The organism is Pseudomonas sp. 7P_10.2_Bac1, assembly GCF_025465935.1.
In the GTDB taxonomy this organism is placed as follows: Bacteria; Pseudomonadota; Gammaproteobacteria; order Pseudomonadales; family Pseudomonadaceae; genus Aquipseudomonas.
Map to the genome: position 1 here is coordinate 20,517 of NZ_JANLNV010000017.1, position 14,722 is coordinate 35,238.

A 14,722-nucleotide genomic window follows, 5' to 3' on the forward strand; every position below is an offset into this window, starting at 1 on the left:
GCTGCGGTAGTGCCCGATAAGGAGCTTTCATGGTCATGTTGTATCGAACAGCCGAGTTGCCCGTCCCTCGGTTTTCCCCAAATCTGCTGAGAGTCGGCATGTTGATGGCGTGCGGCGTGGGTTCGACCTTGCTGCCAGCCGGCGCATGGGCAGACACCTCAACAGCTTCAACCGGTAGTGTGCAATTGGATGCGGTGACGGTGGTCGGCGAGCACGACACCGGCTACCAGGCCACCTCCGCTTCGGTCGGTGGCTTTGACTCGGCCCCACTGCTCGACACGCCGGCGGCAATCAGCGTGATCACCGATCAGCAAATCAAGGACCAGCAAGCACGCCTGCTCAGTGAAGTGCTGCGCAATGACGCCTCGGTGGGTGAAAGCTACGCGCCGATTGGTTATTACGAAAACTTTGAAGTGCGCGGCTTCTCCCTGAACTCGGCCAGCAGCTACAAGATCAACGGCCGTACCATCACCGGCGAACAGAACGTCGGCCTGGAAAACAAACAGCAGGTCGAGGTGCTCAAGGGGCTGGCCGGCTTGCAAAGCGGTGTGTCCGAGCCGGGCGGGCTGGTCAACTACGTGACCAAGCGCCCGGAGAATGTGCGCTCGGTGACGGCTTCGACCACCGACAATGGCGGCAACTACCTGGCCACCGACCTGGGTGGCTGGTTCGGCAGCGACCAGCAGGTGGGCATCCGCACCAACCTTGCCCATGAAGACATCCATTCCTATGTCGATCATGCCGACGGCAAGCGAGACTTCGCCTCGCTGGCGCTGGACTGGAACATCAACCCCAACAGCACCCTGCAACTGAACGCCGAGTACCAGCGCCGTCAACAGCGTTCGGTGCCGGGCTACCAGTTGCTGGGCGGCACTGAGCTGCCGCATCACGTGAACCCGCGTGACTTGCTGGCTTATCAAAGCTGGTCGAAACCGGTCACCATCAACTCGCTGAACATGGACGGTCTGTACGAATACCGTTTCAACGATGACTGGAAAGCCAGTTTCAGCGCCTCGCGCAGCCGGGTAGTGATTGATGACTACAGCACCTTTGCCTGGGGCTGCTATGGCTCGGCCAGTTGCGCCGGGGCCGCCGTGCCGAACACCTTCAGCCCGGAAGGCAATTACGACATTTATGACTACCGCAACCCCGATGACACGCGGCGCAATGATGAAGCGCAAATGGCCCTCAACGGCCTGTTTGACACCGGCCCGCTCAAGCATGAATTGACCATTGGCAGCAGCGCATTCCGTCGCGTGTTGGACAGTCGCCCGGAGTTCAACCAAATGATCGGTTCCGGCACCATCGGCACCACCCCGCAACCGCTGGATCCCTATGACGGCACGCCAGGTCATAGCTACCGTCACCTCGACAGTCGTCAATATGGGCTGTTTGCTACCGACCGAATCAGCTTCAACGAGCAGTGGCAAACCGTACTGGGCGGGCGGCAGATCCGTCTCGACGAAAAAACCTATGACAGCGACGGCAACACGACTCGCCACACCCAACGTTCTGAGTTCTTGCCGCAAGCGGCGTTGATCTACAAGCCACGTCTGGATACCTCGGTGTACCTCAGCTACAGCAAGGGCTTGTCATTGGGCGGCCAGGCGGCATGGTTCAGTACCAATGCCAGCGAAATCCTCGCGCCGACCACCTCGCGGCAAATCGAACTGGGGGTCAAGCATGACTGGCAAAACCTGAGCCTGACGGCCGCGCTGTTCCAGATTACTCAGGACTACCAGTACAACAAGCCCAACGGTGACGGCACTTTCACCTTCGTGCAGCAGGGCAAGCAGAAAAACACCGGCATTGAGTTATCGGCCACTGGCCACGTGAACACCCAGCTGCAAATCGCAGCCAGCGTTGCCGCCATCCGCGCCCGAGTCACTGACAGCGGTACACAAGCCTATGACGGACATCAAGCCATCAACGTCCCGAACCTGCGCGCCAGCTTGCACGCTGACTACAGCATTCCAGGGGTTCCGGGGCTTGCGTTGCTTGGCGGCGGGCAATACAGCGCCAGCAAATATGCCAATCAGCAGGGCAGTGTCAAAGCCGCCGGTTACTCGGTGTTCGATGTCGGTAGCCGCTACAGCACCACGATCGAAGGCTACGACACGGTATTTCGCCTGACCGTCGACAACTTGTTCGACAAACGCTACTGGCGTGACGTTGGCGCCTACATGGGGGACGACTACGTATTCCAGGGCGCGCCCCGAACCGCGCGATTGTCCGCCACTGTGAACTTCTGATTCGGGCAGCACCCCAACGTGCTGCACCACTTTATTGAGGGCGCAAGAATGTCAAATCTGGAAATCGTCGCCGTGCTGATCAATGTCCTCGGGGTCTGGCTGACCACCCAGCGCATCCGCTGGTGCTGGCCGGTGAGTGTCGTCGCCGTGTTGCTGTATGCGTGGATTTTTTACGACGCCAAGCTCTATTCCGACACGCTGCTGCAAATCATCTTTGCCTTTTTGCAAGGTTACGGCTGGTGGCGCTGGAGCAAGGGCGGGTTGGATAACGGCAAAGTGCACGTGGCGCGACTGCCATTGCGCGATGCCGCAGTGGGCGCGGTTGCCGGTGTCATTGGCACCGTGCTGCTGGGTGGCCTGATGTCCAGCTTCACCGATGCCGCAGTGCCTTGGCTGGACGCTTCATTGACTGCGTTCAGCCTGGTTGCCAGCGTCTGGGCCGCGCGCAAATACGTGGCCAGTTGGGCGCTGTGGATCGCGCTGGATGCCATCTACGTGGGCATGTACCTGAGCAAAGATCTGCAACTGACGGCAGCCTTGTACGCCGGGTTTGTGCTGCTGGCATTCTATGGTTACCGTAGCTGGAAGCGTGACCTGCTGAGCCAGGAAGCGCAAAGCGCAACCCATGGATGTGCCAATGCCATTTGATCCCGTGTCTCCTCATTACCTGCGCATTCGTGACGAAATTGCCGCTGACGTCGCCAGCGGGACGCCCCGGGCCGATCACAAGTTTCCATCTGAGCGTGAGATGGCCGAGCGTTTTGGCTGTACCCGCGTGACGTTGCGCCAAGCGCTGCAGCAACTCGAGGCCGAAGGGGTGGTGTACCGGGAGAACCGTCGGGGCTGGTTCGTCAGCCCCCAGCGTATCCGTTACGACCCGACCCGCATCACCGGCTTTATGGAATACGTTGCCGCCCAAGGGCGTACGCCATTAACTGAATGCCTGCACGCTGAACTGCGTCCGGCGGGCAGTTGGCTGGCACGGCGGATGGGCTTGGCATCGGCGGATGAGCCGGTGTTTTACTTGCAGCGCCGACGCTGGGTAGACCGGCGCCCGGTGTTGCTGGAGTTCAACGCGCTGCTCGCCAGTTGGTGTCCGGGCCTGCTGGACGTCGATCTGAACACCTCACTGACCAGCGTATTGAAGGAGCGTTTTGGCCGGGTCCAATCGCGTTGCGAACTGGCCATGCACACGGGCACTGTTGACGAACACCAGGCCGAACTTTTGCAACTCACCGTGGGCTCCAGCAGTTTGTACCTCGAGCGCCTGAATTTTGGTGAAGCCGGGCAGCCGGTAGAGTTCGATCAGGAGTTCTGGCGACCGGATGCGTTGTCGGTCGTCATGGAAACCCGTTATCCGGGCTAACACCCCGCTTACCGCTCGCTGTGCTGCAACGGCACAGCGGGTGTGAATCCTCGTCACAGCCAATTCATAGACGGTGCCTGGGCATAAGAGTATGTTTTTGCCATCACCTTCATACACAACGATTGACCGGACTCTCCTCGCGATTAACCGCTGAAGCCTGATGCATCCTTCACGGCCACGGCATGCGGCTGCGCATACGGGACGCGAGAGCAGGGCTGTGATGCCTGCACCTACCTACCGGCGTAGACACCGCCGACACCTTGGCCTGGAACTATGACTGACATTACTCAAATCAGCGGCACGACACGGGTGTACGCAATCATTGCCGACCCGATTCACCATGTGCAGACCCCGCAAGCGATGAACCGTCTGTTTTCATCGTTAGGGCTGAACCGGGTACTGGTGCCGTTTCATGTCGCCCCCGCGGACCTTGAGCGAGTAGTCACCGGCTTGCGCGGTATTCAGAGCCTGGATGGTTTCATCGTCACGGTGCCGCACAAGACCGCCATTGCAGAACTGTGCGACAGCATCTCCGAGACGGCGCGCCTGGTCGGTGCGGTAAATGTGGTGACCCGCTCCAGCGACGGTACGTTGCACGGTGAGATTCTGGATGGTGAAGGCTTCGTCACCGGGCTGCGCCACGCGGGTATTGAACTCAAGGGGCGGGCGGTGTACCTGGCCGGTGCCGGTGGCGCGGCCAATGCTATCGCGTTTGCCCTGGCGGCCTCCGGAATCGGCTGGTTGACCATCGCCAACCGCAGTCGCGACAAAGCCACGTCACTGGTTGAACGGCTCGCCAGGGCGTTCCCCGATCTTCAGGTGTCGATCGGCACGTCTGACCCTTCGGGCTACGACCTGGTGGTCAACGGCACCTCCCTTGGCCTCAGAGAAGGCGACCCGTTGCCCTGTGATGTCACGCGCCTGTCGGCCGATCAAGTGGTCGCCGAGATCATCATGCAACCGGCTATCACGCCGTTATTGGCCGCCGCACAGAAAGTCGGCTGCCGGATCCACGAAGGACTGCCCATGCTGCTCAGCCAGATTGAATTGATGGCGGCGGCGATGGCTTCTAATAAAAATGAGTCGAGTCATGAGCGCGTTTGATTACATTATTGTCGGCGGCGGCACCGCAGGTTGCATTCTCGCCAACCGTTTGACCGCTTCAGGCAAGTACCGGGTGTTAGTGCTGGAAGCGGGGGGCGAACCCAAGGGCTTCTGGATCCCGATCCCGGCAGGCTTCAGCAAGTTGCTGGTCAACAAGCGTTACAACTGGCGTTTCAAGACCCAGGCCGAAGACAACACCCGTGGCCGCGAAATCGCCGTGCCGCGTGGCAAGGGCCTCGGCGGCTCGACCCTGATCAACGGCATGATCTACGTGCGCGGTCAGCCCGGTGATTACGACGCCTGGGAGGCCGGCGGCGCCAAAGGCTGGAACTTCAACACCCTCAAACCGTATTTCAAGAAGATCGAAAACTATCCGTTGGGCGATCACCGTCGCGGACATGACGGGCCGATGCACCTTCACCAGGTGTCGGAGCGTTATCCCATTTCAACGGTGTTCTTGCGCGCGGCCAAGCAGGACGGGCAGCCGTCCAACAGCGACTACAACAACGATGAGCCGCAGACCGGTTTTGGCTACTACCAGGTTTTTCAACATCAGGGGCGGCGCTGGAGCGTGGTGGATGGTTACCTGAACCCCGCCCGTCGCCGGCCTAACCTGACCATTGAAACCCATGCGCAGGTCTTGCGCCTGGAACTCAAGGGTAACCGCTGCACGGGCATTACCTACCGCAAGCACGGCAAGGAAATCACCGTCAATGCGATCCAGGACGTGATCTTGTGTGCGGGCGCGATCCAGTCGCCCCAGATCCTCGAGTTATCCGGGATTGGCCGCCCGCAGGTGCTGGAAAAGGTCGGCATCGCCGTCAGGCATCGGCTGGACGGCGTCGGTGAAAACTACATCGACCATTTTGCGACCCGCATGAACTGGAAGCTCAAAAACGCCGTGACGCTCAACCAGTTGGCCCGTGGCTGGCGCCTGGGCAAGTCAGTGTTTGAATACTTCACCCAACGCACCGGGATCCTCACCCTGGGGACGGGCCTGGTGCATGGCTTCGTTAAAACCCGAGACGCTCTGCCGACTCCGGACGTGCAGTTTTTTGTGGTGCATGCCAGCTATGCCAATGCGGCCGAACGGATTCTCGACAAGCACCCAGGCATGACCATCGGTGTCAGCCAGTTGCGACCGACCTCCAAAGGCAGCATCCACATCCAGTCAGCGGACCCCGACGTGATGCCCTCCATTCGGCCCAACTTTTTAAGTGTCGAAGAAGACCGGGTCAGTCTGATTGAAGGCATGAAAATCGCGCGTCGGATCATGCAGCGGCCTGCCATGCAGGCTTATGTGGAGCATGAAACCGGCCCCGGGATCGACGTGCAAACGGATGAGCAGTGGCTTGAGTTTGCGCAAACCAATGGCCAGACCATCTATCACCCGATCGCCACCTGCCGCATGGGCGAAGACGCCGATGCTGTGGTTGACTCCTCACTGCGGGTACGCGGCTTGACGGGCTTGCGTGTGGTCGACGCCTCGGTGATTCCGTCGATGGTCTCCGGCAACATCCAGGGGGCGGTCATGGCCGTGGCAGAGCGCGGTGCAGACTTGATTCTGGAAGCGGCGTCGCTGCATTGAAAAAGCGTCATACAACGCTGGAGCGAGCTTGCGTCGCGATCTTTTGACGTTCTTGATCAAAAGATCGCAGCCTTTGGCAGCTCCTACAGACGCTTTTACCCCCCAGTAAACTCCTGCATCGCATCCACCAGCGCTTCGTGGAAATAGGCTTTAGACGCTCGGTCAAACAGGATGTGCAAAGCCGGCTGCTGCTCACTGCCCGAGTTTATGACGATGACGTTGATGCGTGCCGCCGAGGTTTGCGCCACAGCACCGAAGCCGAAGGCCTCGGCGCTGAAGTCGACGCCGCAGAGCTTGGCCATGATCGCACTCACGTGCTCGCCACTGAGCTGCAAGCAGTCATGGCTGTCCTGGCGCGGCAGCAGGTAGTTGGCTTGATGGTCCATCTCCCAGCGCGCTTCCTCGTCGGCGATGCGCTCGTCTTGAAGGTTGCCGGCGATCAGCAGGTATTCGGTCTGTGACAGTCGTGCCACCAGGCTGCCGTCAGGCTGGGTAACGGCGCGGTTGGGGCTGGCCGGCAGTTCGAAGCCGCGCCCGCGCAAGTAGTCGGCGCTGTCGGCACCACGAAAGCCGACCCGGGGCAGGTCGGTCAAGTCGCTCAGGGCACAGCCAATCGAGGGCGCTGGCTGTTGTCTCAGGCTGGTCATAGGTCAAAGCTCCTGGCGCTGGTTTTCAGGGTCAAAGAAGGGCAGAGCGACAACCTCGGCCTGAACGGTCACGCCATCTTCAACACGGATCGGGATGCATTGCCCCGGCGTGCTCTGGTCGATGCCCGCGTAGGCCAGGCCGATAATCTTGCCCAGGCTGGCGGAGTACTCGCATGAGGTGACGCTGCCGCTGATGTCCGGGCCGTTGAGTACCAGATGCCCTTCAAGGGGTTGCAGGCTGCCTTTGGGCAGGCAGAAACCGACTAATTTACGTTTCAGTGGCTGGGCTTCGAGGATGTCTACGGAGCGCCGCCCCACGAAGAAGGGTTTGTTGCGACTCACTGCCCAGCCCATGTCGATTTCTGCCGGGTGGGTCATGCCGTCGGTGTCCTGGCTGATGATCACGTGGCCTTTCTCAAGGCGCAGCAAACGCTGGGTTTCGACACCAAATGGGCGAATATCGAATGCTTTGCCGGCGCTGATCAAGGCATCCCAGAGCGCCAGCCCGTGACGGGCTGGAACGTGGATTTCATAGCCTAGCTCGCCCACAAAACCGACCCGCAGCAAGCGCGCCGCAATCCCGGCTACCGTACCCTGGCGCACGCCCAGATACGGGAAGGCGCTGGCACTTAAATCCAGGTCTGAACACACTGTCTCGAGAACCTTGCGAGAATCAGGCCCGGCCACGTTGACCGCGCAAATGGCAGCGGTAACGTTGGTGATGTCGACGTCCAGGCGCCATTGCGCGTTCCACTTCAGCATCTGCTGGTAGATGCGGTCTACGCCGCTGGTGGTGGCGGTCACGTAAAAGTGCTGCTCGGCAAAGCGCGCGCACACGCCATCATCGATCACCACCCCGTGTTCGTTGGTCATCAACGCATAGCGCGAACGGCCCACGGGCTGCTTGAGGAAGGCAAAGGTGTACAGGCGGTTCAAAAGCTCTGCCGCATCCGGGCCGCGCACATCGAGGCCGCCCAGGGTCGACACATCAATAATTCCGACCTTATTGCGCACGTGTAGGGCTTCGGCCTGCATGCAGGCTTCGCGGTCTTTGGCCGCGCCGTAGTAGGCCGGGCGTTGCCAGACCCCGGCCGGCATCATTTTCGCGCCAGCCTGCACATGGCGGATGTGCATGGGTGTTTGCCGGTAAGGATCGAAGGCGCGACCGGCCACATGGGCCAGTTTTTCTGCCACAAACGGTGGGCGTGCTGTGGTGACCCCGGTTTCGCTAATGTTGCGTTGCGTCGCCCACGCCACCAGGCGTGCGGTGGGCAGTGCTGAATGGCGGCCTTGGGACGGGCCCATGCCCACGGTCGAGTAGCGTTTGACCAGTTGCACGTCGCGGTAGCCGATGCGCGTGGCGTTGACGATGTCGGCCACTTGCAGGTCTTCGTCAAAGTCGACGAAGTCTTTACCCTTGGGGTGCGGGAAAATCGGCCAGCTGAAGTTGACCGTTTTCTCGGTGCGTAACGGTTTGGGTTCAACGTCTGCGACCAGCCCGAGTGCGTGTGCAGCCGCAGCACCGGCATTGGCGCCGTCAGTCAGTACGTTGTCCAGTTGATGCCGGCCGCTCACCGAACCCGCAATGAGTAGACTCTGCGGCAGCCCGCTGAGGGTGAACTCGGCGCGCTGGTCGTCATAGGCCAGTTTGCCGCCCGCCTGGCACAGCAGTTGATAGACCGGCATATAGCCTGCCGACATGCACAACAGATCGCAGTCCAGGCGTTTGCCGCTGTCGGCCACGCGGCCTTGGGCAAGGATGGTGCGCACCTCGACTCCGGTTACATGGCGCATGCCTTTTTCGTGCAGGGCTTCGTACACGGTGCTGTTGTTCAGGCACGGGATCTTGCGTTTCGACAAGGCTTCACCCAGGGCCAAATCACCCGGCGCAGACCGTAGATCGACCAGTGCAGCCACTTCAACGCCCTGATCATACAAGTCGAGTGCGGCCAGATAACCGTCGTCATTGCCGGTCAGCACCACGGCACGTTTACCGGGCCGGACCGCATACAGTTTCATCAGGCGCTGCGCGGCGCTGGTCAGCATCACACCGGGCAGGTCGTTATTGCGAAAAATCACCGGCTGATCGAAAGAACCGCTGCACACCAGGCATTGGCTGGCGCGCACTTTGTACAGGCGCTTGCCCTGAATCACCGGCAGGTAGTTGTCGGTGAACCAGGCATTGCAGGTCGCCTCGGTCAGCACTTTAATATTGGCGTGCTGCACCACTTGCGCCAGTAACGAATGGCGCACGGCATTGGCTTGAATGCCCTCGATGTCGAAGCGGGCATAGGTCAGCGAGCCACCGAGTACCGCTTGCTGCTCGATCAGCAGCACCTTGGCCCCGGCATTGGCGGCTGTCAGTGCCGCTTGCAAACCCGCTGGTCCGGCGCCGATCACCGCCACATCGGTAAACAGATACGCCTTGTCGTAGTACTCGGGTTTGAAGCTCAGGTCGAGGACACCCAACCCGGCTTTTTTACGAATCAGCGGCTCCCAGATTTTCCACATCCCTTTGGGCTTGTAGAACGAACGGTAATAAAAACCCACCGGCATGAACTTCGAGAACTTGCCCAAGTAAGCATCGCGGTCGTTGTCCAGTGTGCCGTTGACGTTTTGCGCGCTGACCTGCAAGCCCGAGGTCAACGGGTAGGCATCGGCCAGCACGTTAGGCTCTTTAGGCAGTTGCACCAGGCTGTTGGCGTCTTGCCCGGCCATGGTCAGCGGGCCACGCGGGCGATGGTATTTGAACGAACGGGAGAGCAGAAAACGGCCGTTGGCCAGCAGCGCACTGGCAATGCTGTCACCTTGCAGGCCCTGGTAACGCTCGCCCTCGAACGTAAAGTCCAGTGGCTGGTGACGGTCGATCAACAGGCCCATCGGGGCGGGGAGGCGGCTCATCCTGCAATCTCCTTGGCGGCGGCGCTGAACTCGACACGGCGGGTAAACAGCTCTTTGGGGTCGAAGGTGCGCAGCACCTCATCGCTGACGGTGTGGCGCTCGGCGATAAACCAGTAGCTGGACGGCGTGTGCATCCACCATTCACGCACCACCCCGGCGAGGTTTTCGCTGTTGAATACGTAGTCGGCCCATTCGGCATCGCTGCAGTTAGTTGGGTCCGGCATGACTTTGAACTCGCCGCCGTAGGTGAACTCACTGATATTGCGCGGCCCGTTGAGCGGGCACATCATGATTTTCATTGCGTGCTCCGGGTCAGTGGCTGGCCGCCGTGGCGCCCATTTCGTTGACTTGCTGGAAGGTCGAAAAACGCTCTAGGGCGAACGGCTTGATCAGTTCGGGCACCTTGCCGCCACTGGCAACCAGTTCGGCCATGGTCTTGCCGCAGATCGGCGTTGCCTTGAAGCCCCACGTGCCCCAACCGGCGTCGAGGTAGTAATTTTTCACCGGCGACAAGCCCATGATGGGGCTGTAATCGGGGGTCATGTCGGTGCTCCCGGCCCATTGGCGCATCAGTTTGGCGTTGGCCAAAAACGGAAACATCTCAATGGCGTGGGCCAGTAGGCTTTCTTTTAAATCCAGGGTCGAACGGGTGTTGAACAGCGGGTAGGGGTCGGAGCCGCCGCCAAATACCACTTCGCCACGGCTGGTTTGCTGCACGTAGCAGTGCAGTGCAGACGAACTCACCAGCGGATCGAGAAACGGCTTGAAAGGTTGCGTGACCATGGCTTGCAACGGGAAGGTCTGAATCGGCGAGCGAATCCCGGCCTTGGCCATCAGCAGCGAGCTGTGCCCGGCAATCGCCTGCACAGCACAACCGCATTGGATCGTCCCGCGATTGGTTTTGACGGCGGTGATCGCACCATTCTCAATCACCAGGTCTTGAACCTCGGTCAATTGGTGAATCTCCACCCCGCGCTTGGCCGCCTGCTTGGCATAACCCCAGGCCACGGCGTCGTGCCGGGCAGTGGCGCCGTCGATGTGCCAGAGCCCGGCAAGCACCGGCAAGTGGCCCGGGTCCAGGTTGAGCGTGGGCACCAGTTCGCGGATCTGCTGGCGGTCAATCATCTCGCTGCGTCCGCCAAAGTGCTTGTTGACCTCGGCCCGCTGGCGAAACGAACGCACGGTGGCATCAGTGTGAGCCAGGGTCAGTTGGCCACGCTCTGAATACATGATGTTGAAATCGAATTCGTTGGACAGCGACTGGAACATCCGCACCGACTCGGCGTAAAACTTCACACCTTCGCTGGTCAGGTAATTGGAGCGGATAACGGCGGTGTTACGCGCGGTATTGCCGCCCCCCAGATAGGACTTTTCCAACACGGCGATATTGCTGATGCCGTGGTACCTGGACAGGTAGTAAGCGGTTGCCAGACCGTGGCCGCCGCCGCCGATGATCACTACGTCATAGCGCGGCTTGAGTTCCTTGGGCGGTGGCAAGTCGACCTCCACCGGGTACTCCGAACTCAGCCCGTATTTCAAGAGATTGAAGGGCATACGGCCTCCGACAGGCTGCGTTGCGCCTGAGATTGGTTATGGGCGGCGGTTACGGTGTTTTTCATCAGAAACGCAATGGTCATCGGGCCTACACCGCCCGGAACAGGCGTGATGGCGGCGACGTGGGGCAGGGCGCTGTCGAAGTCAACATCACCGACCAGTCGGCTGCGGCCGTCGTCATCGATGCGGTTGATCCCCACATCAATCACGACGGCGCCGGGCTTGAGCCAGCGGGCATCGATCATTCGCGGGCGGCCTACGGCGGCGATCACTATATCGGCCTGGCGGCACAGCGCCTGTGGGTCCTTGCTACGCGAATGGAGGACAGTCACTGTGCAATCAGCTTGCAGCAACAGCGCGGCCATGGGTTTGCCGACGATGTTCGAGCGCCCGATGACCACCGCGTGCTTGCCACGCAAATCGCCGCAGGCCTGCTTGAGCAAATACAGGCAGCCGCTGGGTGTGCAGGGCGCCAGTACCGCACGGCCCTGGCTCAAGCCACCGACGTTTTCACTGTGAAAACCGTCGACATCCTTGTCCGGGCTGATGGCTTGCAGGGCGCGTAATTCGTCGATATGGGCCGGCAGCGGCAGTTGCAACAACACGCCATGGACGCTGTCATCGGCATTCAGGCTGGCGATCAACTGGAGCAACTGGTCGGTATCGGTGTCGCTTGGCAGTCGGTGTTCCAGCGAGCGAATGCCGACTTCTTCGGCCCGCAGGATCTTGTTGCGCACATACACCTGGCTGGCCGGGTCACTGCCCACCAAAATGACTGCCAGCGCGGGATGAATGCCCTGCTTGTAGAGGCTGGTGACGTCTTCACGTACTTGCTGCAGCACACTGCTGGCGGCGGCTTTGCCGTCAATCAAAAGGGGCGTGTTCACCGGAAAATCACCGTTCTGTCCTGATTGAGAAATACGCGGTGTTCCAGGTGGTACTTGACCGCCCTGGACAGGGCCACGGTTTCGGTATCGCGCCCAATTGCCACCAGATCATCGGGCAAGTGAGCGTGGTCGACGCGTTGTACTTCCTGCTCAATGATCGGGCCCTCGTCCAGATCGCTGGTCACGTAATGCGCAGTGGCACCGATCAGCTTTACCCCACGCTGCCAGGCTTGGTGGTACGGCTTGGCGCCTTTGAACCCGGGCAGGAACGAATGGTGGATATTGATCGCCCGACCGGACAGTTGGGTGCATAGATCGTCAGAGAGGATCTGCATGTAACGCGCCAACACCACCAGTTCGGTGCCGGTGTCGTCGACAATTTTCATCAACTCGGCTTCTTGCTGCGCCTTGGTGTCTTTGCTCACGGGCAGGTAGATGAAGCGAATGCCTTCGCGCTCCGCCATGGGGCGCAGGTCGAGGTGGTTGGACACAATGGCGGTGATGGTCATGTCGACCTCGCCCTTGTGATGGCGGTACAGCAAGTCGGCCAGGCAATGGTCATATTTGCTCACCATCAGCAACACACGCATCGGCTGGCGAGTGTCGTGCAGTTCCCAGGTCATGTCGAAAGCGTTGGCGACGTCACTGAAACCGTCTTTGATGTGCTGAATGTCGCCGGCCTGATCGTCGTTAAAACGAAACACGGCGCGCATGAAAAAGCGGCCGCTGAACTCGTCGTCGAATTGCGCCATCTCCCCGATGTAGCAACCGTTGTCCGCCAGAAAAGTGGTCACGGCAGCGACGATGCCAGACACCGCCGGACACGTGACCTTAATGATGAAGTGGTTTTTTTCGTGTTGCATGACACATCCTCGGGAAGGTTGCGGCAGCTCATCGCAGGGCGACAAAAGACATCGGTACAGGCGTTCTCGAGTTGGAACGTATTTTCTCTTCAGGAATAAAATATTCATGAATGGAGGCTTTATAGGGGAATGCCTGCGCTACGTCCAGAGGTTTGAGAAAGTTTTTTAACTGACAGGAATGTTGGTGAAGACGGATAGGGGACTGTAGGAGCTGGCTGCAGGCTGCGATCTTTTGATTTGGTTGTTGCTGTTGCTTTGGTTTTTGATCTGTACGCCCCTTCGGGAGGCCGAGTGGAGGTTCTGCGCAGTGGGTGTCCCGGCATGGATGCCGGGAGAGCCGCGATGGGCCATGGATGGCCCGTGGCGGCGTGCCCACGGAGCGGGACCGGAGCGAGGGAACCTGAGCGCAGCGAAGGCCGTACGCGTGGGCGAGGCCTTTTTGGGTACTTTTGTGGCTGTTTGACAAAAGTGCCTCGCCGTAAGGGCGAAACCCGTAGATCGCCGTTGCGCATTCAATGGATATGTACACCGACCCACTAAAAGCGCTTAGCACCAGATCGCAGCCTTCGGTAGTGGCTACAGGTTCGTAGTAAACAGAGACACCAAGTACATATCCGTCATAACCGTTCAACTGAGCGAATGGTTTCGCTTTTACAGCGAGTCCCTTTTGGCAAACAGCCCCAAAAGGAACCAAAAAGGCCTTGCCCCAACCCCTCGGTGCCTCGCTGTGGCTCGGCATGCCCTCGCCACAGACCTTGCTCCGTGGGCCCGCCGCGATCGGCCATCCATGGCCGTGTCGCGGCTAACCCGGCGTCCTGCCGGGTTACCCACTACGCAAAACCTGCGCTCGGCCAGCAGGGTTTAACGGGGCCTTTAACATCAAGATCACAAGCTAGATCAAAAACCACACGAGCTGCTACCAAGCTGCCGTAGGCTGCGATCTTTTGATTTGGTCGTTGCCGTTGTTGCTGTTGCTGTTGCTGTTGCTTTGGCTTTTGATCTATCCGCCCCTTCGGGAGGCCGAGTGGAGGTTCTGCGTAGTGGGTGTCCCGGCATGGATGCCGGGAGAGCCGCGATGGGCCATGGATGGCCCGTGGCGGCGTGCCCACGGAGCGGGACCGGAGCGAGGGAACCTGAGCGCAGCGAAGGCCGTACGCGTGGGCGAGGCCTTTTTGGGTACTTTTGTGGCTGTTTGACAAAAGTGCCTCGCCGTAAGGGCGAAACCCGTAGATCGGCGTTATACATCCAATGGATATGTACACCGACCCACTAAAAGCGCTTTGCACCAGATCGCAGCCTTCGGTAGTGGCTACAGGTTTGTAGTGAACAGAGACACCAAGTACATATCCGTCATAACCGTTCAACTGATCGAATGGTTTCGCTTTTACAGCGAGTCCCTTTTGGCAAACAGCCCCAAAAGGAACCAAAAAGGCCTTGCCCCAACCCCTCGGTGCCTCGCTTTGGCTCGGCATGCCCTCACCACAGGCCTTGCTCCGTGGGCCCGCCGCGATCGGCCATCCCTGGCCGTGTCGCGGCTAACCCGGCGTCCTGCCGGGTTAC

General features: G+C 60.0%; 11 protein-coding genes. 5 read left to right on the forward strand and 6 right to left on the reverse strand.

Annotated elements, in window-relative coordinates:
• The first annotated feature begins 29 nt into the window (after positions 1-29).
• The 5 genes from NTD86_RS03660 (at position 30) to NTD86_RS03680 (ending at position 6,310) form a co-directional block, all read left to right on the forward strand.
• On the forward strand, positions 30-2,252 hold the full coding sequence (locus NTD86_RS03660; RefSeq protein ID WP_262200801.1) for a TonB-dependent siderophore receptor: 2,223 nt from the start codon (positions 30-32) through the stop codon (positions 2,250-2,252).
• Between the two features lie 48 nt (positions 2,253-2,300).
• Positions 2,301-2,900 carry a nicotinamide riboside transporter PnuC gene (gene pnuC, locus NTD86_RS03665; RefSeq protein WP_262200802.1) on the forward strand — a complete coding sequence of 200 codons (600 nt, stop codon included), beginning with the start codon at positions 2,301-2,303 and terminating at the stop codon, positions 2,898-2,900.
• On the forward strand, positions 2,890-3,618 hold the full coding sequence (locus tag NTD86_RS03670; RefSeq protein ID WP_262200803.1) for a GntR family transcriptional regulator: 729 nt from the start codon (positions 2,890-2,892) through the stop codon (positions 3,616-3,618). Before pnuC ends, NTD86_RS03670 begins: the two co-directional genes overlap by 11 nt.
• A gap of 273 nt (positions 3,619-3,891) precedes the next feature.
• A complete protein-coding gene (locus NTD86_RS03675; protein ID WP_262200804.1) occupies positions 3,892-4,722 on the forward strand; it encodes a shikimate dehydrogenase family protein in 831 nt (276 codons plus the stop codon).
• Complete coding sequence (locus NTD86_RS03680; RefSeq protein ID WP_262200805.1) at positions 4,709-6,310, forward strand: GMC family oxidoreductase; 1,602 nt, start codon at positions 4,709-4,711, stop codon at positions 6,308-6,310. The genes NTD86_RS03675 and NTD86_RS03680 overlap by 14 nt, the downstream gene beginning before the upstream one ends.
• Positions 6,311-6,405: 95 nt before the next feature.
• Here the strand turns inward: NTD86_RS03680 and NTD86_RS03685 are convergent, their stop codons facing one another.
• Genes NTD86_RS03685 through purU form a run of 6 tightly spaced genes read right to left on the reverse strand, consistent with a single transcriptional unit; the run spans position 6,406 to position 13,162 of the window.
• Positions 6,406-6,957 (reverse strand): sarcosine oxidase subunit gamma, encoded by a 552-nt coding sequence (locus tag NTD86_RS03685; RefSeq protein WP_262200806.1) that lies wholly within the window; start codon positions 6,955-6,957, stop codon positions 6,406-6,408.
• Positions 6,958-6,960: 3 nt separating this feature from the next.
• Positions 6,961-9,858, reverse strand: coding sequence for a 2Fe-2S iron-sulfur cluster-binding protein (locus tag NTD86_RS03690; RefSeq protein ID WP_262200807.1), 2,898 nt, complete (start codon positions 9,856-9,858; stop codon positions 6,961-6,963).
• Complete coding sequence (locus NTD86_RS03695; RefSeq protein ID WP_262200809.1) at positions 9,855-10,157, reverse strand: sarcosine oxidase subunit delta; 303 nt, start codon at positions 10,155-10,157, stop codon at positions 9,855-9,857. The genes NTD86_RS03690 and NTD86_RS03695 overlap by 4 nt, the downstream gene beginning before the upstream one ends.
• Before the next feature lie 13 nt (positions 10,158-10,170).
• On the reverse strand, positions 10,171-11,412 hold the full coding sequence (locus NTD86_RS03700; RefSeq protein ID WP_262200810.1) for an FAD-dependent oxidoreductase: 1,242 nt from the start codon (positions 11,410-11,412) through the stop codon (positions 10,171-10,173).
• Complete coding sequence (folD, locus tag NTD86_RS03705) at positions 11,394-12,299, reverse strand: bifunctional methylenetetrahydrofolate dehydrogenase/methenyltetrahydrofolate cyclohydrolase FolD (RefSeq protein ID WP_262200811.1); 906 nt, start codon at positions 12,297-12,299, stop codon at positions 11,394-11,396. Before folD ends, NTD86_RS03700 begins: the two co-directional genes overlap by 19 nt.
• On the reverse strand, positions 12,296-13,162 hold the full coding sequence (gene purU / locus NTD86_RS03710; RefSeq protein WP_262200812.1) for a formyltetrahydrofolate deformylase: 867 nt from the start codon (positions 13,160-13,162) through the stop codon (positions 12,296-12,298). The genes folD and purU overlap by 4 nt, the downstream gene beginning before the upstream one ends.
• Between the last annotated feature and the right edge of the window lie 1,560 nt (positions 13,163-14,722).